The 21,358-nt window shown below is 45.0% G+C and carries 18 protein-coding genes and 1 other annotated feature; of the genes, 5 read left to right on the top strand and 13 right to left on the bottom strand.

Annotated features, from left to right (window positions below):
• Positions 1–3: 3 nt before the first annotated feature.
• Positions 4–906 (bottom strand): carbohydrate ABC transporter permease, encoded by a 903-nt coding sequence (locus G5B12_RS10725; protein ID WP_021650445.1) that lies wholly within the window; start codon positions 904–906, stop codon positions 4–6.
• 99 nt (positions 907–1,005) lie between these two features.
• A complete protein-coding gene (locus G5B12_RS10730; protein WP_021650446.1) occupies positions 1,006–2,259 on the bottom strand; it encodes an ABC transporter substrate-binding protein in 1,254 nt (417 codons plus the stop codon).
• Between the two features lie 557 nt (positions 2,260–2,816).
• Between G5B12_RS10730 and G5B12_RS10735 the strand changes: the two genes are divergently transcribed.
• A complete protein-coding gene (locus tag G5B12_RS10735) occupies positions 2,817–3,461 on the top strand; it encodes a YesL family protein (protein ID WP_148448712.1) in 645 nt (214 codons plus the stop codon).
• Between the two features lie 353 nt (positions 3,462–3,814).
• On the opposite strand, the gene G5B12_RS10740 is transcribed toward G5B12_RS10735, so the two are convergent.
• A complete protein-coding gene (locus tag G5B12_RS10740) occupies positions 3,815–4,006 on the bottom strand; it encodes a hypothetical protein (RefSeq protein ID WP_174088210.1) in 192 nt (63 codons plus the stop codon).
• Positions 4,007–5,533: a glycoside hydrolase family 31 protein gene (locus G5B12_RS10745; RefSeq protein ID WP_174088212.1), complete on the bottom strand. Its 1,527-nt coding sequence runs from the start codon at positions 5,531–5,533 to the stop codon at positions 4,007–4,009. It lies immediately after the preceding gene.
• 1,004 nt (positions 5,534–6,537) lie between these two features.
• Here G5B12_RS10745 and G5B12_RS10750 point away from each other — a divergent pair.
• Entirely contained in the window at positions 6,538–7,365 is an 828-nt protein-coding gene (locus tag G5B12_RS10750; RefSeq protein ID WP_174088214.1) for an AraC family transcriptional regulator, read from the top strand.
• A 149-nt stretch (positions 7,366–7,514) separates the two neighbouring features.
• Here the strand turns inward: G5B12_RS10750 and G5B12_RS10755 are convergent, their stop codons facing one another.
• From G5B12_RS10755 to G5B12_RS10775, 5 genes are all read right to left on the bottom strand, one after another.
• Positions 7,515–9,125: an ABC1 kinase family protein gene (locus G5B12_RS10755; RefSeq protein WP_244096083.1), complete on the bottom strand. Its 1,611-nt coding sequence runs from the start codon at positions 9,123–9,125 to the stop codon at positions 7,515–7,517.
• 27 nt (positions 9,126–9,152) lie between these two features.
• Positions 9,153–9,590: a hypothetical protein gene (locus G5B12_RS10760; protein WP_180214433.1), complete on the bottom strand. Its 438-nt coding sequence runs from the start codon at positions 9,588–9,590 to the stop codon at positions 9,153–9,155.
• 55 nt (positions 9,591–9,645) lie between these two features.
• Complete coding sequence (locus tag G5B12_RS10765) at positions 9,646–10,026, bottom strand: diacylglycerol kinase family protein (RefSeq protein ID WP_174088216.1); 381 nt, start codon at positions 10,024–10,026, stop codon at positions 9,646–9,648.
• Positions 10,027–10,200: 174 nt separating this feature from the next.
• Positions 10,201–12,516, bottom strand: a complete 2,316-nt coding sequence (locus G5B12_RS10770) for an ABC transporter permease (RefSeq protein ID WP_174088217.1) — start codon at positions 12,514–12,516, stop codon at positions 10,201–10,203.
• Between the two features lie 10 nt (positions 12,517–12,526).
• Positions 12,527–13,225, bottom strand: coding sequence for an ABC transporter ATP-binding protein (locus G5B12_RS10775; RefSeq protein WP_119248328.1), 699 nt, complete (start codon positions 13,223–13,225; stop codon positions 12,527–12,529).
• Positions 13,226–13,475: 250 nt separating this feature from the next.
• Between G5B12_RS10775 and G5B12_RS10780 the strand changes: the two genes are divergently transcribed.
• The 3 genes from G5B12_RS10780 to ilvN all read left to right on the top strand — a co-directional run bounded on the left by G5B12_RS10780 (position 13,476) and on the right by ilvN (position 17,424).
• Entirely contained in the window at positions 13,476–14,759 is a 1,284-nt protein-coding gene (locus G5B12_RS10780) for an HlyC/CorC family transporter (protein ID WP_119248332.1), read from the top strand.
• 82 nt (positions 14,760–14,841) lie between these two features.
• Positions 14,842–15,083 (top strand) — a binding site (T-box leader).
• A gap of 100 nt (positions 15,084–15,183) precedes the next feature.
• Positions 15,184–16,902, top strand: coding sequence for a biosynthetic-type acetolactate synthase large subunit (gene ilvB, locus G5B12_RS10785; RefSeq protein ID WP_174088219.1), 1,719 nt, complete (start codon positions 15,184–15,186; stop codon positions 16,900–16,902).
• Positions 16,903–16,914: 12 nt separating this feature from the next.
• Complete coding sequence (gene ilvN / locus G5B12_RS10790; RefSeq protein ID WP_015526065.1) at positions 16,915–17,424, top strand: acetolactate synthase small subunit; 510 nt, start codon at positions 16,915–16,917, stop codon at positions 17,422–17,424.
• Between the two features lie 97 nt (positions 17,425–17,521).
• Here the strand turns inward: ilvN and G5B12_RS10795 are convergent, their stop codons facing one another.
• The 4 genes from G5B12_RS10795 to G5B12_RS10810 are packed head-to-tail and all read right to left on the bottom strand — an operon-like array spanning position 17,522 to position 21,281.
• A complete protein-coding gene (locus G5B12_RS10795; protein WP_173771807.1) occupies positions 17,522–18,484 on the bottom strand; it encodes a carbohydrate kinase family protein in 963 nt (320 codons plus the stop codon).
• Positions 18,468–19,832, bottom strand: a complete 1,365-nt coding sequence (locus G5B12_RS10800) for an MFS transporter (RefSeq protein WP_059086762.1) — start codon at positions 19,830–19,832, stop codon at positions 18,468–18,470. Before G5B12_RS10800 ends, G5B12_RS10795 begins: the two co-directional genes overlap by 17 nt.
• Positions 19,833–19,850: 18 nt before the next feature.
• Positions 19,851–20,243 (bottom strand): VOC family protein, encoded by a 393-nt coding sequence (locus G5B12_RS10805; RefSeq protein ID WP_021652508.1) that lies wholly within the window; start codon positions 20,241–20,243, stop codon positions 19,851–19,853.
• A 9-nt stretch (positions 20,244–20,252) separates the two neighbouring features.
• Positions 20,253–21,281: a zinc-dependent alcohol dehydrogenase gene (locus tag G5B12_RS10810; RefSeq protein WP_059086986.1), complete on the bottom strand. Its 1,029-nt coding sequence runs from the start codon at positions 21,279–21,281 to the stop codon at positions 20,253–20,255.
• Positions 21,282–21,358 lie beyond the last annotated feature (77 nt).

The following is a 21,358-nucleotide window of genomic DNA, read 5'->3' on the forward strand; positions in this document are numbered from 1 at the left end:
TTTTTAGTTGTAGAATACCCATTTCTTCTGACCGATCATCTGGAATACTGTCAGGATCATGGTGATAATAAGAAGTACTACTACGATCGTAGCGCCGTATCCCATGTTCTTATTGATAAATGCATATTTATAGAACAGGTAAACCAGTGACTGAGTCTTGGTAAGTGCCGGGTTTGACTTGTCAATAACCATATAGATCAGGTCGAATACCTGAAGGGATCCGATCACACGGGTAACAAGTACGAAGAAAATGGTTGGTGAAAGAAGCGGGACCGTGATGTTAAAGAATGCATTCACGCCTGTTGCACCGTCAATGGATGCTGCTTCATAATAATCTCTCGGGATTTCCTGAAGTCCTGACAGGAAAAGAACCATATTGTAACCGATGATAGACCATACACCGATGATCGCAACTGCAAATACTGCAATTTTCGGATTAGAAACCCAGTTTACATGAACATGGAAAACGTTATTGATAAGACCATAATCAGAATTGAACAGCCATCTCCATACCATGGCTACCGCTGCCGGAGCTGCTACCATCGGAAGGAAGATGATGGTTCTGTAAATAGAACGGCCCTTCATCTTTCTGTTAAGAAGTACTGCAAGAACAAGTGCGATGACAATGGAAAAAGGGACCTCCACGATCGCATATTTGAATGTGTTGATCAGTGCCTGCCAGATCTCTTTATCTGCAAAAACCTTCTGGTAGTTCTGTAAACCGATAAAGATATTTCCTTTACCAAAATCTCCTGTCTTGAAAAAGCTCTGGTAAATAGTCTGGAAGATCGGAATGATGTTCAATACGATCAGTCCGATTGTTGTTGGGAGAATAAACAGCCAGCCCCAGAGGAACTCACTGCGCTCTCTCTTTGTCCGTGCCTGTGACTTGGTAGTTTTAGCCATAAGAATCACTCCTTCTATTCCTTCTATGTATGAGGCCGCTGCACCTGAGTGCGGCGGCCCCTCTCATTACTGCACTTAATTATCGGTGTTTCTTAATGCTTACTCCTCAGCCAGCTTCTCGTTCATCTGATCAGCCATCTGCTTGCAAGCCTCTTCCATTGTGATGTCGCCTGTGTATACGCCTTTAAGGATCTCGTTGTCCTCGTTCTCCCATGTTACAGTAGATTTGGAGTATGGACGGATCTCCATGTCATCCATCATGTTCAGATAAGCCTGAAGGTTGAAGTCTGCGGATTTAGCCCATGCATCAGATGTATCTTTGTATGCACTCATTGTAACACCAAGCTCAGCCTGTTTCTCCTGAGCCTCTTTGGATCCGAGGTACTCGATCAGCTGCCAAGCTTCGTCTGTGTGCTCACCGGAAGCAGATGCTGCCCATCCAAGTCCGTTATATGAGGAAGCTCTTCTGCCTGTCTCAGCGTTTTTAGGAAGCTCTACACAATCACAGTTAGCTGCTGTGTACTCGTTCTCTTTAAATGCTGCAAGCATCCAGGAGCCCTGGCATGTCATAGCGATCTTGCCAGCCTCGAAAAGTACGTCCTCGTTGTTCTCGGACATTGTCTCAAGAGACGGGATCACGCCATCCTTGATCCATCCTTCCAGTGTCTGCATAGCTGCGATCGTCTTCTCATCATCCCAGCCGGATTTTGTCTTGTCATCGCTGATGATGTATCCGCCGTTATCATAGATCAGGTTGTAGTATCCGGCCTGGTTGTTATCATTTCTCATTCCGAGACCGTACTGGGAACCATCATCCTTAGTAAGCTTCTTAGCTGCCTCTGTAACATCATCCCATGTCCAGTCAGCTGTCGGATAATCAAGTCCTGCCTCGTCAAATAATGTCTTGTTGTACCAGAGAGCGATTGTATCTATATCCTTCGGTACTGCATAATATTTATCATCGTATGTATACAGTCCCCAGATATCCTCCGGATAGTTCTCCGGATCGATCAGATCGCTGTCTTTGATCTTATCGGTCAGATCAAGAAGCATATCGTTGGACATGTATCTCTGACTCTCGTTGGAGTGCATCCAGAATACGTCCGGAAGGGAACCACCCTGTGCACCGGCCTCGAGCATTGTCCAGTACTCATCCCATTTAACAACGGAGATCTCTGTCTTGATTCCTGTCTTCTCTGTGAAGTCTGCGAGAATTTCTTTGATTCCCGGCTCCTGGTTGGTGTCCCAGATGGATACGGAAAGTGTAACATCGTCACCTTTTGCATATACCGGAACTGCTGTCATTACCATGGCACCTGCTAACAATAATGCTGCTACTCTTTTGAAATTCATAACTTCTTCCTCCTTTTAAATCTTTCTTATTTTCCCTCTTTCTTTGGTCAGTTTTTATATTTTTCCACGTCTCTGACCGTTGATATTATTATAATTGCACATGGAAAAATGATAAATGGATTATTGTCATTTCAATATGGAAAAATGTTGTTTTTTATTTATTTTGTCCATTTTCTATTCATAGTTTGTTAAATATCCGTCATTTTTCCCTATGTGCTTTTATTTTTTTGATATATTTTCATATTTATCACTATTTTTGAGCATGTTTTGATACGTTTTTCTTTCTTTGTAGCAAAACCAACATTTTTACATGTTCGTTTTTATATATTTTTAACAACCAAAATGGTCGAAAATGCTTTTTTTTTGCAAAAATGAACTTTTTGTTAACACACATTTTTCTATGCGTGCGCCGATTTTTACATGTGCACGCAAAATTCCATGTTTTTTTCACAGTCCTGCAAAGCGTTCCACACATTCTCTTTACATGCAATCAGTGTCTGTGCTAAGATTGTCTGTATTGGACGTTTTTCGTATTCTATATTAAGGAGGATTTTGTTATGAATCTTTTAAATGAAGATAATGTTGTTCATGTATTCCTCAACAAGCTGGGAGACATCGTGATCGCCAATCTTCTCTTTATTTTATGCAGCATCCCAGTGATCACTATCGGACCGGCACTGACTGCACTTTATCATTGTATGATGCGTACCGTAAAGGGAAATAACAATGGAACGACCAGGACTTTTTTCCGGGCCTTCAAGGAGAATTTCAAACAATCCCTGATCGTGTGGCTGCTGATCCTTGTGGCAGGAATCATACTTGTGCTGAACCTTCGTTTCCTGCTTCATGCAAACGGAAGTGCTGCAAATATGCTCTTTTATCTTACGATTGGAGTGCTGACCCTGCTGGTTATCTTTTCCCTATACATATTCCCGGTGATCGCAACCTTTGCCAATAGCTTAGGAGCGCTTTGCAGGAATGCGTTTCTGCTGGCGTTTATGCATTTTCCTACAACTGTTGCCATGGCAGTGATCACGATCTTTCCGCTGTATATGACTTATCTTGACGTGAAACTGCAGCCACTGTATGCATGCTGCTGGTTTTTCTTTGGATTTGGACTTGTAGCTTTTATAAATTCGATGCTGTTGTATCGATTTTTTAAGAAGCTGCTTCCTCCGGAGGAGAATGTTACGCTTTTGTGATAAAAGCGGAGAAAATTGTTTTTTTGGTTTTTTAATATAATTTTTTGCTTTTCAAAGCTGAGGAAATGCGAGGGGGAAAGCACTCGGAGTTAGCGAAGCCCGCTTTTCCCCCTCGCGCTCCCCCTTTCCGGGCACGCAGTTGTTGTTCGTTGTGGGGATGTGTGTATGTACTGGTGGGGCGATGAATTCTAAGGTGTTGGTGATGTTATGTTGAGCCGATCTATGCTACTATGATGCTGATAATGTTACGCTGAAACGGTCTATGCTACTACGATGCTACAGCACTGATAATGTTACGCCACACCACCTCACCTCCAAGTCGAAAATGAAGCGCCTCGACCTAATCTCTACCGTCAGGCCACAGGGAAACTCCGCCTTTCGCCCCAGTCATCCAGCGCAGCGCTGATGCCCCATCCAACTCCCGGGAAACCACTCTGCTTCTCACTCTGAACCGAATTCACACCCCACCACTTCTCCCCATCTGATTCCCCTTCCGACCAGCCCCCGGCGACAGACAGCATACACCTTGCGGGCGTCCATTTCATCTACACTCTTTTCAAAACAACCAATCCCTCATTCTCACCAAGAATCACATCCCGGCCACCATTCAGCACATCACCCTCAGTCTCACCAAGGCCAACACACCTCCACTGCCCCTCAGGCAAACGCACACTTCTGGCAACCTCCCCCTGCTTCCAAACAGGCGCCACCATCAAATCCTCGCCAACCATAAACTGATCCATCACCCTCTCCATCCCCTGTCCAGGGAAAACAAACTCCATGGAACGAACGATCGGCTCACCAGTAACTTTCGCACACTCTACAGCCTTCAAAATCTCCGGCAGACACTTCTCTCTGAGAGCCAGTGCATCCTTAACCTTCTGAAAATCCGCCTCAGGCAGCACCCTCCAAGGAGAAGCCGAAAACTGCATCACCGGCATCAAAGCCGCAATCTGCGCATACCGCACAAACATCTCCGGCGTACACGCATTCTCATTTCCATTCAAAAAACAGGTATACTCACCACCGCCGATCATATCCGGGCTGCCAAAAGGATGTCCCGTAAGCCCCTGTATCAACGTATCCGGAATCAATCCCGCAATACCGCTCTCATCCCACTTCGTCTGCTTATCACAAAGCCTCTGCATCAGAGAATAACCACCGGCCCGGAAACATACCCTCAGCTCATTAAACACAAACTGTTCCCCAAACTCAGCCCAAAGCCTGGACAGCTCATCCGTAGAAGCATCCCGGAACAGCTTATCCCCGGCATGATAATAACACGGATCCCCAGCATCCAGTTTAAAACCATCCACACCCATATCCATCAGAACATCCAGCTGATCCTTCAGCCACTTCAAAGCATCCGGATTCGTCAGATCCAGAGCCGCAGAATACCCGTTCCACCACTCCAGGATACGAGGTTTCCCCTCCGGAGTCTCAATCAGAAAATGCTTATCCCTGGCCTTCCGGAACTCCAGCGTATCCGGAGTAACAAACGGACAGATCCACAGCATCACAGAAAATCCCATCTCATGCAATTCTTTGATCATCGCCTTCGCATCCTTGAAATTATCTCCCCTGAACTGCCACCTTCCATAATAAGGAGACCAGCCATCATCGATCATCAGAACACCTGATGGAAAACCATTTTCCAGAATACCTTTTGCATATTTCAGGATATTCTCCTGGGTCTGATAATAGGTAAGTTCAATCCAGGAATTATATACCGGTGCTTTGAAAAATCTGTCTGAAAGTTTGATCTCATGAAATGGAAAATGCGCTTTCATGGCTGCCAGGTATGCACCTCTCAGATCATTGAAGCCGTTTTCCAGAACGATAGATTCCGGACCTTCCGCCAGGATCTCACCTTTTCGAAAAGAGATATGAAAACCTGCGTTGCTCCAGATGTAACGGCCTTTCGAGGAAAGGAATAATGGCATGATCTGATTGTGGGTTGGGTTTTCGCGGAAATCCCAGTCCACAATGTCGTCTGCGCCTACGGGCTGGCGGTAGCCTTCGTAGACTGCGCCGCCGTACCAGAATTCGTTTTTTAACATGGTTGTTTTCATGTTGAAGCTCCTTTCTACATGTGAATTTATAGTTCTTATTTATATGTTGAGATTTTTTAGTCAAGCGGATATTCGCAATCCGCTTCGCTACTTGCTCATAACCAAATAACTGCTCCGCAGTTTTGGTTAAATGTTGATGTTATTTTTTCTTTATTAATTTATTTTTTTCGCTTTTCAAAGCTGAGGAAATGCGAGGGGAAAGCACTCAGAGTTAGCGAAGCCCGCTTTTCCCCCTCGCGCTCCCCCTTTCCGGGCACGCAGTTGTTGTATGTTGTGGAAATGTGAATATGTACTGGTGGGGCGATGGATTCTACGGTGCTGGCAATGTAACGTTACGCCGATTTACACCCAAGTCGAAAGCGCAGCACCTCGACCCAACATCTCCCGTCAGACCACAGGGAAACTCAGCCTTTCGTCCCGGTCATCCAGCGCAGCGCTGATGACTCATCCAACTTACGGGAAACCACTCTACATCTCACCCTGAACCAGATTTCCACTTCAACCACTCATACCAGACCATCTGATCCCCCTTTTATCCAGTCACTCACATCATCCTATCGGATTTCCCTTCCGTACAGCCACATCTCCCTTCCGGTTGGAAATACCAGCCAGCAAGACGTGTGCTGGCTGGTGCGGCTCTGCAGGAGGGGTGCTGCTTCTTGGCTGGCGGGAATCTGCGTTGTTTTTCAAAAGTTCGCTGTCTGAGCGCAGCGAGTTCGAACTTTTGGAAAACGCTTTTAGCAGATTTTCGGCAGCCTAGAAGACAGCCCCCGACGAAGCCCCGCGCCGGACAGCACACGTCTTGATGGCGTCCGTATATCCGTATATCCATCCCCTCACTCTATCCCTACCTCCTGGAAATACCAGCCCGTATATCCGTCCTCCCCATCCTTGCCCTTCCCACCCCAATATTGTATAATCACCTCATACAACATCCCACCCCATTTTGTGACCCAAAATTGCGTTTTTGTTGCATACCCCAAGAAACCAGGAGGCCCACCCAAATGAAAAACACACACCAAGAACCCCAAACCCAGCACACCCTCTCCGTCTACTTCTGCGGCCAGGAAGACTGCGGCCCCGGCCACTCCTTTGGCCCGGCCATGCGCCCCCACTACCTTCTCCACGTAATCTACCACGGCAAAGGCATCTACCAGTGCGGCGGACACACCTACCATCTTAAAGCAGGTGACGCCTTCCTCATCCGCCCCATGGACTCCATCTACTACCGCGCCGACAACACCGACCCCTGGAGTTATGCCTGGGCAGGCTTTGACGGCTCCGCCTGCAAAGAAATCCTGGAGCAGACCATATTTTCCGACACCCTCATCTTTACCCCCGAAACCCCAGCCCAGCAAAACAACCTCCTCACCCGCATGACAAACCTCCTTGCCACCTTCTCCGAAAACAACGGAAACGACCTCGCCATCGCCGGAAACCTCCTCCTAATGCTATCCTCCGTGCAAAAAAAGCCCTCTGAAAGCAGAACCGACATCGCAACCCTCTACTTTCAGAAAGCTTCTGAATACATCAAAAACAATTACGCCTACCCCATCCAGATCTCAGACGTGGCACGCTACGTAGGAATCGACCGTTCCTACCTCTACCGGATCTTCATGGAACACGAAAATATCTCCCCAAAACAATATCTCCTGAAACACCGCCTCCAGATGGCAACCCAGCTCCTCTGTTCCTCAACCTGCACCATCACAGAAGCAGCCCTTTCCTGCGGGTTCCGGGACGCCCCATCCTTCTGCAACTACTTCCGCCAGGGCACCGGCTACACCCCGAAAGAATTCCGAAAAGCCTACAGCGGAATCATTAACGCATAACCAGACAATACTTCACCATTTCTCAACTGCCCACCAGAAGAATCCACCCCAAAAAATCCGCATCCAAACATCCGGATCATCTCTTCCGGAAACAAAAAAAGACGACCGATCAACCTGCATCCATACCAAATGCAAATGATCTCCGTCTTTCACTTTCTGGAAAAGAAATGCTTAAGAAATACATACAAAACAATAATAAACGCAAACACATAACCAAAAGCTCCCAGGGCCGGGATCCCCCACAGCTTCGGTTTCATATCCGTAGTACAGATAATACTGGAACTGATCAGAAGCGCCATCACCCACAGTCCCATCACAATATTACGTATCAGCCGCCGCAAAAGCCATGCAAGATCATCTGAAGCATGAAGATCCAGATTGATCTTCGTCTGTCCCTTCATACAGCCCTGAAGAAAATCCGCTGCCAGAGAAGGAATATCAACAGCCCTCTTCAATGACCAGGCGAGATTTTTACCACCTTTTTTGAGCTCATGCTTCCAGTTCCCATTACTGAAAAACTGCTCCTTGATCCTTGCCGCGGCAATCTGTGTCATATTGATATCCGGACAGATCTCAGCAAGAACCCCCTCCACATGGGTCAGTCCTCTTGCAAGCATGGTCAGTCCATGAGGCATCATGATCTTGTTTTCCTTCATGACCTCCATCAGATCCACCATGACTTCCGCCACATCAATATTTCCCATATCCGCAGTACCATATTTCTCCATCAGGCCCCGGATATCTTCATAAAGCTTACTGGAATCCGGTTTGCCCTTAAACTCACCAAGAGCCAGAACCGCATCCTGGATCTTGCCGATGTTGTTCATGGCAACCCCTTCAATGGCTTCTCCAATCAGCTGACGGTCATGCTCTGTGAGCCGTCCCATCATTCCCATATCGATCCAGACAATCTTTCCTTCCTGGATCCGCACATTTCCCGGATGGGGATCCGCATGGAAAAATCCATCCTCCATGACCTGTTTGATGAAATTATCCACATATTTCGTTCCAATCTCATTAAGGTCATAGCCATTGGCTAGAAGATTGGCTTTGTCATTGATGGCAAAACCGTCAATATATTCCATCACCAGAATATGAGGAGAAATATACTCTCGGTAAAGAATTGGCACTTTAACAAAAGCCACATCTTTATTCTTCTTGGCAAATTCCGCCATGTTGGCAGCTTCTGTCAGGAAATTCATCTCCTCCTGGGTCACTGTCCACAGCTCGCTTAAAACCATATTCAAGTCCACCATACCCTTGATGCTTACCGGCGGCATCAGACGCACAGCCTTATGCATCAGGCCGATATCCCTTGCCATGGTTTCATAGATTCCCTTACGCTGAACCTTGATCACAACTTCTTCTCCGGTTTTCAGCGTAGCGCGGTGAACCTGGGCAATTGAAGCAGCACCCAGCGGTTTCTGCTCAATATGCTGAAATTCTTCCTGCCACGGACACCCCATGGATTCCTCCAGAACCTCGATGACCTGAGAAAATGGCATGGGTGGTACATCCGAGCAGAGTTTCATCAGCTCATCACAGTATCTCTTGGGAAGAATATCGGAACGCAGGGACATAATCTGACCCAACTTAATATAAGTTGGGCCCAGATCTTCCAGTATGAGCCGGAGCTTCTCAGGCGAAACACCCCGGGTAATGGCATGCTTTTTCAGAACAGCTGTGATCTCTCTCAGCCGTTCTCCATATCCGCTGTTCTCTTTCTTCTCCTGTTCTTCTCCGCCCATAAACTTCTCCATTTACTGCTTTCTTTATGATATTTCTTATTACTCTGCTGCCGGCTCTTCGCTCCCGGCTTCTTCTGTTACCGTTTCTGCCTCCACAGGAGCTTCCGGTGCAGCCTCCTCAACCGGTTCTTCTGCTGCCTCAGAAGCCTCTTCTTTCTCTTTTGCTGCCTCAGCCTGCATGCTCTCGATCTGTGCTTTCACAGCTGCCAGCTGCTCCGGTGTCAGTTTGGAGATCGTTGCTTTCAGCTCTTCCTGATCGTTCTTTCTGGCTGCAGATTCTTTTACAGAATCAGCGGCTGTCTTAACTGTTGATTTGATGTTGTGTTTCAGTTCCTGATTAAGAACCTTACCCTGCTCAACAGTAAGCTCGCCTTTTTTAACCAGCTCGTCCAGGATCTCCTTGGATTTCTCTGCTGTTACTGCTGCTGTACCAATTCCTACTAATAAGATTTTCTTCAGTCCTTCACCTAATTCCATAATAATTCTCCTTTCCTAAAAACGGCCACTGCCGTTCCATGTACCTGATCGATTTCTACCATATTCCCAGAAAAACAAGCCCTTTCGGAACAAAAATGATCAGCCCGACAATCGCTGCCATGATCGCTGCGATCAGTACTGCTCCGGCTGCTGTGTCCTTGGCGATCTTTGCCAGAGGGTGACGTTCTTCTGTCACAAGATCTACCACAGCTTCCACTGCCGTATTTACCAGTTCCAGCGCCATCACCATTCCAAACAGCCCCAGGCAGATGCACCACTCTGTCACGGAAATTCCAAGGATCAGCCCTGCGATCACAACGAGAACTGCCACCGTACAGTGGATCTTCATATTTCTTTCCTTGCGGATACAAGTAAAAATTCCCTGAAACGCATATCCGAAACTTTTATACAGCGGGTCCTTCTTTCTGCCTGCCATGTTCCTCACCTGATTTCCTGTGTGAATGATCCCCTCCATTGGGAATTATGGAATTATTATAACAAGTTTGCAGGAATATTTCCAGTATTTCAGAAAATTTATGAATATTTAAGGAGTATATGCGGTTATTCACAGACAACTTTCAACCACATATACTCCCGATCTTATCCTATATTATTCCACATTTTTCAGTGCTTCATCCATAGGCACATGACGGATTCTCCGAAATTCCAGCACTGCTACCACTGCATAAGTCGCGATTCCGATTGCCATCATTTTTACATAGATCATCGGATCCACCCACATAGTAATCCAGCCTGAGATGCTGGAAAGCATCATCTCGCGGAACAGAACTTCCATGATCTGCCGCTCAATAGGAAGGCTTAACAGCAGGCAGATCACCACCACAAGAGAAGTGGAAAGTATATACAGACGGCTGATTTCGCCATCGGTATAGCCGAGAATCTTTGTCATAGATATCGCCTGGGCATTTTTTTCAATAATGACTTTGGAAAGCAGATAGATCACCACCAGGAAAATGATCACGGAAAATCCATACATCATTCCCATCATATCTCCCATGGAAACATCCAGCTGTCTGGATATTTTTGTAAGAGATTCCAGGTCGATGACAGAACCGATATATTTTGAATCGATATCCTTGATCTCCGTATTGGAAAAATATCCGCCAAAATAATCATCTCCCAGGTCAAACACCTCATTCAGTTTATCCCGCTCCATAAATACGCAGAGACTTGCGGTGTAATCATAAATCCCGTCTACTTTAAAGGAATATTCATCCTTCTCGTATTTTTCCTTCAAAATTATAGTATCGCCCTCTTTGATCCGGAATTTATCTGCATAGGCACTGGAAATATATACCCCGTCCCCGGAAAGATCTGCATGGATATACTGGCTTTCCGGCTCCACACCATAGAGAACGATCTCCTCGCTTTTATATTTGCCTGGCATGGTATTCAGGGAATAGGCGGAAAATTTTTCCGCATCTTTATTGTCCGTTCTGGTATCCATATAATATTCCAGAAGGGAAATCATGCCATCCAGCTTGTTTCCTGAGGAAACACTTGCCGGAACGCTCAGCATATACTGATATTTCGCCAGCATGTTCTCCTGGATCTCCAGCTGATAATGATCCAGCGCAGACGGCAGGAGCATTCCGAAAAACAGCAGCAGATTGGCAAAAATAACGCCCACAAACAACACCAGATAATTGCTGACATTCTGAAAGATCACACGAAGGCGGAATCTGGAAAAGATTCCGATCTTTGGGCTTAAATACATGGCGCGTTTCTGTTTTTTTCCGGAAAAATCCCTTCGCAGGAATTTAAGGGGTGAAAGCTGCAGACGGTACCGGAGCACTGCATAGTTGATCAGGATCATAATGATAACCGGCACTACCGTTGTCAGAAGAAACGCCTCCGCATTCCATATGGTCACATAAGTTGGCAGGCTATAACTTCCGTAATACATTCCCGCACATACACCCTTAAACACAGTATAGCCAAGGATGTTTCCAATCAGGGCCCCTATCAGGGTTACCAGCACCGGGAGGGTCATATAGTGAAGGATCAGTTCCCGCCTGGTATAACCGGATGCCCGTAAAGTACCGATAACACCGGCTTCTTTTCGGATGGTATTGCTGATGGTGATTCCAAACACAAAAGCCATAATCACGATCACAATATAGAGAAGCATAACGACCATCGCCTTGTCTCCGCCCATATCGTCACCCGTAAAAATAATCGCCTGGTTAAGATAACGCGGGACAAAAGTCTCCAGGTTTACTACTTTTCCAATGTCTTCCATGAGATCCTCAGAAACTTCTTTCTCTTCTTTTTCGTCTACCGGCTGCTGGTCGTAGATCCATGCATAATTGTACTGGAGCTTTTCCTGATCCAGAGTTTCAAATTCTTCCGGAGTTACGATTCCCACGCCGAATTTTACAGAATCAAACATGGAATCGTTATTATTCTGAAACAGAGCACTGTAATCCGAAAGTGCCACCAGACCTGTGATCTTCCAGAACTTTTTGCCCCTGGTGAGGGTATCCCCTACCTGAAGGCTGTTGTTATCCGCATACATACGGTCAATGGCGATCTCCCCCTGACCGGATGGCATTTCCCCCTTCATGAGGCAGACCTTGTTCACCTGCTCCCGGTTCTTAAAGAAACGCATGGTACTTCCGTTATCCAACGCTTCTTCTATATAATAGTTCTCGTAAAGTTTGACACCGGCTGCCTCAATGTCTTTCCACTGAGATCTGTAAACTTTTTCCGCAGTACGGAAATTTCCGTTTTCGATGTTATATTTGTCAAAACTTTCGTCATAGGCTTTCAGCATGCTTCCGTCCGCAACCAGGAAGCCGGACACAAACCCGATGGTCAGTACCATCAGCAGAAAAACCACCAGATATTTTCCAAATTCCCCTTTCAGTTCCCTGGGGATACGTTTACGTAAAGGACTCTTCATAATGACCCCCTTACCATTCCAGATCTGCTGCCGGAATTTTTTGCTCATTCTGGTAGTTTCTTCGGATCATACCATCGCGAAGTTTCACCACACGGTCTGCCATATCCTTGATGGCATCGTTGTGGGTAACCATGACTATGGTATTTCCGTATTTATGGTTGACGGTTTCGATCAGCTTGAGGATTTCCTTGGATGTATTGTAATCCAGAGCACCGGTAGGCTCGTCGCAGAGCAGGATGTCCGGATTTTTTACAATGGCACGGCCAATGGCAGTTCTCTGCTGCTGGCCTCCGGAAAGCTGATTGGGAAGTTTCCGCTGATGTTCATAAAGTCCCAGGGTTCCAAGCAATTCATCCACATCCAGCGGCCTGTCACTTAAATAGGCGCCAACTTCAATGTTTTCCCGCACAGTCAGATTGGGGATCAGATTATACATCTGAAAAATATATCCCAGGTGTTTTCTGCGGTACAGCGAAAGTTTTTTTTCTTTCATATCTTCCAGACGTTCTCCCTGGATGGTGATGCTGCCCGCATCTGCTCCGTCAATACCACCGATGATATTTAACAGTGTGGATTTTCCGGAACCGGATGGTCCCAGAAGCACACAGAATTCTCCTTTTTCAATCTCCAGATCGATCCCCTTCAGGACATCCACACGGCTTTCTCCTGCCCCGAAGGATTTTTTGATTCCTTTTATCTCCAGAAACATATCGTTCTCCTTCCATTTCAACCTATTTTTCCGGCATCATATTTCCGCAGCCACCGGAAAATACTGATAAATATATGTTAGTTTAGACTCACTATTTTGTCAAGAAGCTGTCGTATTTTCGTACATTTTTCGGAGGATTTCTGTCTCCTTACACCACTTGCCAAAAGGCCAAAAAACGTATATAATGTGGGAGTATCTATATATTTTTAACCAAATAAATCTTATTTTTTTAAAGGAGTGAATATTGAAAGTGGACCCCAGCGACACTTACCAGATAATCATATTACTTATTCTGCTGGCATTGTCAGCCTTTTTCTCATCTAACGAAACCGCGCTGATGTCGGTAAACCGGATCCGTCTCCGCTCTCTTGCAGACGAGGGCAACAAACGTGCATCCATGGCTCTTGACATTCTGGAAGATCAGATGCCAAAACTTCTCAGTGCGATTCTCATCGGAAACAACATTGTGAACATTTCGGCTTCTTCCCTTGCAACAACACTTGCATACAGTTTTGGCGGATATATGGTCAGCATCGTGACATTGATCCTTACTGTCCTGATCCTGATCTTCGGCGAGATCACCCCAAAGAACTACGCAACCATAAACGCGGAAAAGATCACTCTCCGTTATATCCCGATTTTTAAATTTCTCATGACTATTATGACGCCGGTGATTTTTATCATCAATCTCTTTTCCAGAGGTGTGATGCGCCTTATGCGTGTGGACCCGGATGCTGCCAGCAAGGCCATGACTGAGGAAGAGCTCCGTACCATCGTGGATGTGAGCCATGAGGACGGTGTCATTGAATCCGATGAGAAAGAAATGATCTACAATGTGTTTGATCTTGGAGATGCCACAGCCAAGGATATCATGGTGCCGAGAGTCCATGTTACTTTTGCAGACGTGGAATCCACCTATGATGAGCTGATCGAGATTTTCCGTGAAGACAAATTCACCCGTCTCCCGGTTTACAAAGACAGCCAGAATAATATCGTGGGAATTATCAATATGAAGGATCTTCTCCTCTATGACAAAAATGAAGAATTTGTCATTGACCGTTTCTTGCGGAAACCGCATTTCACTTATGAGACAAAAAGCATTTCCGATCTTCTTGTAGAAATGAAGGATTCCACCTTCAACATTGCTATTGTCCTGGATGAGTACGGTGATATGGCCGGACTTATTACACTGGAGGATATCCTGGAGGAAATCGTCGGCGAGATCCATGACGAGTACGACGAGAAAGAGGACGAACTTGTCCAGAAAATTTCCGACCGTGAATATATCATCGAGGGTTCCATGCACCTGGACGATGTGAACGATCACCTGAATACAGAACTGGATTCTGAGGATTACGATTCCCTTGGCGGATTTATCATCGAACACCTGGACCGCCTGCCTGTTGCCGGTGATGAAGTGATCACAGAGGAAGGCATCCGTCTGATCGTGGAAAAACTGGATAAGAACCGCATTGAGAAAGTGCATGTTTATCTTCCGGAAACGCTTCATGTAAGCGATCATGAATCCGAATAGAACCATTATCGGAACTGTCTATTTCTGATTGACAGTTCCGATATTTTATATTATAATAATCTAAAATTTTTATTCACATTTACTAAATGCAATGACAGGGAGTAGTACATAGTTTCCGGATGCACAGAGAGAAGATGGCCGGTGAGAATCTTCGTGACAGTACTATGGAAGTAGCCCTCGAGCAGTGGACTGAACCATGGATCTTCATGCAGTAGGCTTCATCGTCATTCCCACGTTACAGGGAGGCAGTATAATTTTGTACTGGCAGAGAGCAGAGTTTTACCTCTGAAAACAGGTGGTACCGCGGAATTATCCGTCCTGAGCATATTTTATCCGATATGCCGGGACTTTTTTATTGGAAAAATTTCTCGCGGCAGCCCTTATCTGCTTAACTTTTCACATCATCAAAGGAGGGAACCAATTCATGAAACAGATTTCCGGAAACAAATTGCTTGTAAAAGCCTTAAAAGAAGAAGGCGTTGATGTTCTGTTCGGCTATCCTGGTGCCTGCACCATCGATATCAGCGATGAATTATATAAACAGAGCGGCATTGACATCATCCTGCCACGTCACGAACAGGCCCTTGTACACGAAGCAGATGCCTATGCCAGAACTACCGGAAAGGTTGGCGTATGTCTCGTTACCAGCGGTCCCGGAGCTACCAACCTTGTTACAGGTCTTGCAACTGCCAACTATGACAGTGTTCCGCTTGTATGCTTTACCGGACAGGTTGCCCGTCACCTCATCGGAAACGATGCGTTCCAGGAGGTTGATATTGTCGGGATCACCAGAAGCATCACAAAATACGGTGTTACCGTCCGCAACCGTGAGGATCTTGGACGTATCATCAAGGAAGCTTTCTATATCGCACGCACCGGACGCCCAGGCCCGGTTCTCATCGACCTTCCAAAGGATGTAATGGCCGAGCTGGGAAGTGCTGAGTATCCGAAGACTGTCAATATCCGCGGCTACAAGCCCAACACCAGCGTGCATATCGGACAGCTGAAGCGTGCCCTCAAAATGCTGCAGAAGGCCAAAAAACCTCTGTTTCTTGCTGGCGGCGGTGTGATCATTTCCCGCGCGCAGGAGATTTTTACCCAGGTTGTTGAGAAAACTCAGATCCCGGTTGTCACAACCGTTATGGGACGTGGCGCCATTTCCACAAAGAACCCTCTGTTTATCGGAAATCTTGGTATGCACGGCGCTTATGCCGCAAATATGGCAGTAAATGAATGCGATCTTCTGTTTTCCATCGGAACCCGTTTTAACGACCGTATCACAGGCAAGCTCCATGAATTTGCCCCACATGCACAGATTGTCCACATTGATATTGATACTGCTTCCATTTCCAGAAATATTCATGTAGATATCCCCATCGTTGCCGATGCAAAAGAGGCCATCACAAAAATGGATGAATATGTACAGGAGTGCAACACTGAAAAATGGCTGAAACAGATCCAGGAATGGAAAGAAGAACATCCTCTTACCATGAAAGACCGTGGTATTATGGGACCGCTGGATATCATCGGCGAGATCAACCGCCAGTTTGACAAAGCCATTCTTGTTACCGATGTAGGACAGCATCAGATGCTGGTAAGCCAGTATGCAGACATCACTGAGAACCGTCAGCTGATCATGTCCGGCGGACTTGGAACCATGGGTTACGGCCTTCCGGGTGCCATCGGTGCCAAGATCGGCAATCCGGACACACCGGTCATCTCCGTTTCCGGTGACGGCGGCATGCAGATGAACATTCAGGAGCTGGCTACCGCAGTTCTGGAGGAACTTCCGATCATCTGCTGTATCTTTAATAATGAATATCTTGGAATGGTCCGCCAGTGGCAGAAGCTTTTCTACGGAAAACGCTACGCCATGACAAACTTAAAAGCCGGTGCACTCTCCCGCCGTACAGACGGACAGGAATATCCGGAATACACACCGGATTTCATCCGTCTCGCAGAGAGCTATGGGGCAAAAGGTATCCGCGTAACTGAAAAGGATCAGATCGCGGCTGCTTTCGAAGAGGCTAAGAAGAATACAAAAACTCCTACGATCATCGAATTTATCATTGATCCGGAGGAAATGGTTTACCCGATGGTTAAGCCGGGCGGTACTCTGGCTGATCTGATCATGGATTGTTAGGAGGAATGAATGATGGATAAAGGAATGAAAAAAAGATGGATCTCTCTCTACGTTGAAAACCAGGTCGGTGTTCTTTCCAAGATTTCTGGTCTTTTCTCCGGAAAGTCCTATAACCTGGACAGTCTTACTGTTGGAACCACCGAGGACCCCACAGTTTCCAGAATGACCATCGCCACAGTCAGCGATGATGAGACTTTTGAGCAGATCAAAAAACAGCTGAACCGTATGATCGAAGTTATCAAGGTCATTGATTTTACAGATGTATTTGTTCGAATGAAGGAGATCCTTTACATCAAGGTAAAAGGCTGCTCCCCGGAAGACAAAGTGGAACTTTTCCAGATCGCTGAGACCTTCAAAGCCCGTGTCATCGACTACGGAAAAGACAGCCTTCTCCTGGAATTTGTCCAGACCGCAACCAAAAACGACGCAGTTATCAAACTGATCAAAGAAGAGTTCAAACACATCGAAGTTGTCCGCGGCGGAAGTGTCGGAATTGAGTCCATCAGTATGATGGAGAGATAAAAGCGGAATAATACTCCGACAGAAAAACACGGGGCTGATGCTTTAACGATTAATAAATCGTGATTTTTACAGCCCCGAGTTTGTTCATATACATTCATTATTTCTGCATAAATTCAAGCACTGCCTCTTTCGTCGGAATCGCAGGGATTCCGCCTCTCTTTTGCACACACAATCCAGCAACTGCATTTCCCAAAACAGCACACTTTTTGATTTCTTCCCATTCCATTTTTTCAACATTCTTATTCATAGAAAGGATACTGCATAATACGCCTCCCCAGAATGAATCACCTGCCCCAGTCGTGTCGACCGCATGTGTCTGAAATGCTTTGATGATTTCTTTTCTGCTTTTTGTTGCCATAAGAACGCCCTGTTCTCCCAATGTAATGGCAACCAGCTTTGGTCCCATGGCAAGGAGTTGATCTGCAGCCTGCTCATAACTTTTCGCCTCTGTCAACAGAATACTCTCTTCATCCGATACCTTCATGACATCTACCAATTCTATGACAGATCTCATTTTTTTCACTGCATACTCTTTGCTCTTCCAAAGAGACGGACGGTAATTTGGATCATATGAAATAAGTACACCCGCTGCTTTTGCCATTTTTACCGCTTCGATCGTTGTACTTTCTGCCGGTTCATCTGTCAGTGATAATGATCCAAAATGAAAAACTCTACAACCTGAAATTAATGTCTGATCCAGTTCTTCTTTTTTTAACTGTGTATCTGCACCCGGTTTTCTTGCAAAAGAAAATTCCCGTTCTCCATTTTCACCGATTTCCACAAATGCCAACGTTGTAAAATAACCCGGGTCTTCAACAATAGCATCTGTATTGATTCCTTCCTTTTGCAATGTCTTCTTTAAAAATTTACCATGCATATCGTTTCCAACTTTTCCAATAAAAGATGTGCGATACCCAAAGTGGCTTGCAACGGTTAGAAGATTTGCCGGAGCACCGCCGGGATTCTGTTCGAACAATTTCCTCCCATCCTGACTATGTCCTGCTTCCGTAAAATCAATCAGCAATTCTCCCAATGCCACGATATCAACTTTTTCTTCCATTTTTTAGTTCCTCTACAATCTCGTTATAACGTTTTTTATTTAACCGGTAGAAAAATAATACAACCGCAGTCACAATCCACAGTACACCCGGAATCGTCGTAAATGCATGTTTCATAATTGAAAGTACAATTGCATTTTGTGTCTGATTTGCAATATAACCATATTTTCCAAGTAATCCTGCTAAAAGTGCTGTTCCAACTGCCATTCCGATTTTATTTCCAAGTGAAATAAATGCATACTGAAAACCGTCATTTCTAAGTCCGGTTTTCCACTCCCCATATTCCACACAGTCTGGAATAATTGCATAGATTGCGGTATTAAATCCAGAGAAGAAAAACTGTGTGAGACCAGATAATGCATAAAAAATAGCTGGTGATTCTTTGGCATTGAAGAAAAACATAGACAACATGGAAATTCCTGTAAATAAAGCAAAGAGAGATGCTGTTCTTCCTTTGTTATTCAACTTGCGGAATAATGGTTGAAAACAGGCTGCCCCGATGATAGAAGGAATAATAATGCACATCGAATAAGTTGTGTAGTAGGAGGCATTCCCTTCCACATATGTAAAATAATACAGAATATCTGCGTTTCTACCATATAATGTAAATCCAAATAATATCTGCCCTGCCAATGCAAGAAGATATGGTCTGTTCTGCATGACTGCTTTCAACTGTATCTTTACAGAAATTTTTTCTTTTTCCGGAGTAATCACTGCCTCTTTCGTCTTCGCAAAGCAGAAGAAATGACAGGCTGTAAAAATACATCCATATATGACCGCCACCGTCAGATATCCTGTCTTTGCACTGTGACTGCCGAATTTGCTGAGCAGCGGAACTGTGATAATATTTAACACACCAATTGCAATCATCGCTGCAACCGAACGGGATGTATTTATTTTTGCACGTTCATCAATATCCTGTGTCATAGCACCACACAAGGTTCCATATGGAATATTCACACAGGTATACCCCAAAACCAGCAGACAATATGTAATTACCATATAAATGATCTTTCCATTCTGCGGCCAGTCAGGTCTTGCCCAGAATGTCATAACAAGAAGAATCGCTGTAATTGGTGCCGCTACTAACAGCCATGGACGGTACCGTCCCCATCTCGATTTTGTTTTATCCGTAAGTCCCCCGACGATTGGATCATTGATCGCATCCCAGAATCTTGAAAAAAGCATAAGTGCTGACACAGCCGCCATACTGATTCCGAACACGTCTGTATAAAATATCATCAGAAAATTACTGACGAACATCCAGCTGAAATTACATCCGACATCACCAAAACCATATGCAATCTTACTGATCAGCGGTACTTTTCCATTTTTGTTTTCGCTTCCCATATGCCCCTCCTATTTTTATCAGAGTTTCTGACAGAACTCTATTCTTTCCTCATTTGGGCCCTTGATCATAAAAAACTTCACACCATTTTCCCAAAATGGCAGTTCTTCGATTCCGTCTGTAATAATTGTGTATTTTTCATTGCAGATTTTCTGATACATACTTTCAATGTCTTCCACATCAAGTGCAACATGTTGGTATGCACCGTCTGACATTGCCGCCTGCCCATTTTCAAAAGTCTCTATACAGTAATTTTTTATCTGTAAAAATGCCACTTTTTCCCCTGCTTTTTCATTATAAGACTGCATAATTACTTCAAATCCAAGACTCTTATAAAACTCAACTGTTTTCTGCAAATCGTTTGTCGGAAGCCCGATATGAGCAACTCCGACAATTCCATATTTATTTTCCATACGAACTCCTTACTTTTCACTGACGTTGATAATTACTTTCATCGTTGTCTCGCGGTTATCATCAATATACTGGTACGCCTTCAGATAATCTTTAAAAGCAAATGTCTTTGAGATGAGCGGTTTCAAATGAACTTTGCCCTCATTTACCAGTCTGATTCCATCTATGTAATCATCATGGCGGTACATCATCGTGCTCTTAATGTCAAGTTCGTGGTCATTTGCCACTGCAAGATCTACTTCTGCCATTCCTGCAAAAACAGCCACCAGTACGATCGTGCTTCCTTTTCTTGCATATTTAATTGCCTGTCCCATTGTAATATTGTTTCCGGCACAGTCGTAGATCACATCCGCCTTATCCGGTCCAAATGCTTCGATCATTGCCTCACCGAAGTCTTTATTTTTGGTATTCACACACACATCAATTCCACATTCTTTTGCCTTTGCCAGTCTAAGATCACTGATATCTGTGATCATCACTTTCGCTGCCCCCATTCCTTTTGCTGCCTGTGCCACGAGATTTCCGATCGGTCCTGCGCCAAGGACTACAATATTCATGCCAGCCACATCGCCCATCTGTTTTACACCATGAACTGCCACCGCAAGAGGTTCGATCATAGCTCCTTCTTCATAGGACATATCTTCTGGAATAGGTGTTACTTTAGATGCATCCACTGCAAAATACTCAGATGCTGTTCCTGTCGTCTGAAATCCCATTACTTTTAATTCCTCACAGAGATTATACTTTCCATGACGACATGGATAGCAATGTCCACAATATACCTGCGGCTCTATCGTCACCTTCTGTCCCACATGAAACTCTGTGACATTTTTTCCAAGTTCTGTAATCTCACCGGAAACCTCATGTCCCTGTGTTACCGGATATTTTGTAAACGGATGTTTTCCATGGTAAACATGAATATCTGATCCACAAACACCAATATTCATAATCTTTACCAACACCTGATTTTCCTTTACCTCCGGAACCGGAACCTCTCTGAAAATAATTTCTCCTGGATTTGTCATTACCTGCTGTAACATAATTGTTTTCTCCTTTTTTATCATAATTGTTTCCTCCTTATTTATATTGTTTTATTTGGTCTTTTATAAATTGTTTT

Origin of the sequence: Blautia sp. MSK.20.85 (assembly GCF_013317245.1) — a bacterium.
In the GTDB taxonomy this organism is placed as follows: domain Bacteria; phylum Bacillota; class Clostridia; order Lachnospirales; family Lachnospiraceae; genus Blautia_A.

Bases quoted from the DNA above. Each gene is read 5' to 3' on its own strand.
- G5B12_RS10795 (WP_173771807.1), bottom strand. From the start codon at position 18,484: ATGGAAGAAAAAGTTGATATCGTGGCATTGGGAGAATTGCTGATTGAT.
- G5B12_RS10775 (WP_119248328.1), bottom strand. From the start codon at position 13,225: ATGTTTCTGGAGATAAAAGGAATCAAAAAATCCTTCGGGGCAGGAGAA.
- G5B12_RS10770 (WP_174088217.1), bottom strand. From the start codon at position 12,516: ATGAAGAGTCCTTTACGTAAACGTATCCCCAGGGAACTGAAAGGGGAA.
- G5B12_RS10725 (WP_021650445.1), bottom strand. From the start codon at position 906: ATGGCTAAAACTACCAAGTCACAGGCACGGACAAAGAGAGAGCGCAGT.
- G5B12_RS10810 (WP_059086986.1), bottom strand. From the start codon at position 21,281: ATGTTACAGCAGGTAATGACAAATCCAGGAGAAATTATTTTCAGAGAG.
- G5B12_RS10745 (WP_174088212.1), bottom strand. From the start codon at position 5,533: ATGAAAACAACCATGTTAAAAAACGAATTCTGGTACGGCGGCGCAGTC.
- G5B12_RS10735 (WP_148448712.1), top strand. From the start codon at position 2,817: ATGAATCTTTTAAATGAAGATAATGTTGTTCATGTATTCCTCAACAAG.
- ilvB (WP_174088219.1), top strand. From the start codon at position 15,184: ATGAAACAGATTTCCGGAAACAAATTGCTTGTAAAAGCCTTAAAAGAA.
- G5B12_RS10755 (WP_244096083.1), bottom strand. From the start codon at position 9,125: ATGGAGAAGTTTATGGGCGGAGAAGAACAGGAGAAGAAAGAGAACAGC.
- G5B12_RS10730 (WP_021650446.1), bottom strand. From the start codon at position 2,259: ATGAATTTCAAAAGAGTAGCAGCATTATTGTTAGCAGGTGCCATGGTA.
- G5B12_RS10750 (WP_174088214.1), top strand. From the start codon at position 6,538: ATGAAAAACACACACCAAGAACCCCAAACCCAGCACACCCTCTCCGTC.
- G5B12_RS10800 (WP_059086762.1), bottom strand. From the start codon at position 19,832: ATGGGAAGCGAAAACAAAAATGGAAAAGTACCGCTGATCAGTAAGATT.
- G5B12_RS10760 (WP_180214433.1), bottom strand. From the start codon at position 9,590: ATGGAATTAGGTGAAGGACTGAAGAAAATCTTATTAGTAGGAATTGGT.
- G5B12_RS10805 (WP_021652508.1), bottom strand. From the start codon at position 20,243: ATGGAAAATAAATATGGAATTGTCGGAGTTGCTCATATCGGGCTTCCG.
- G5B12_RS10740 (WP_174088210.1), bottom strand. From the start codon at position 4,006: ATGAAATGGACGCCCGCAAGGTGTATGCTGTCTGTCGCCGGGGGCTGG.
- G5B12_RS10765 (WP_174088216.1), bottom strand. From the start codon at position 10,026: ATGGCAGGCAGAAAGAAGGACCCGCTGTATAAAAGTTTCGGATATGCG.
- ilvN (WP_015526065.1), top strand. From the start codon at position 16,915: ATGGATAAAGGAATGAAAAAAAGATGGATCTCTCTCTACGTTGAAAAC.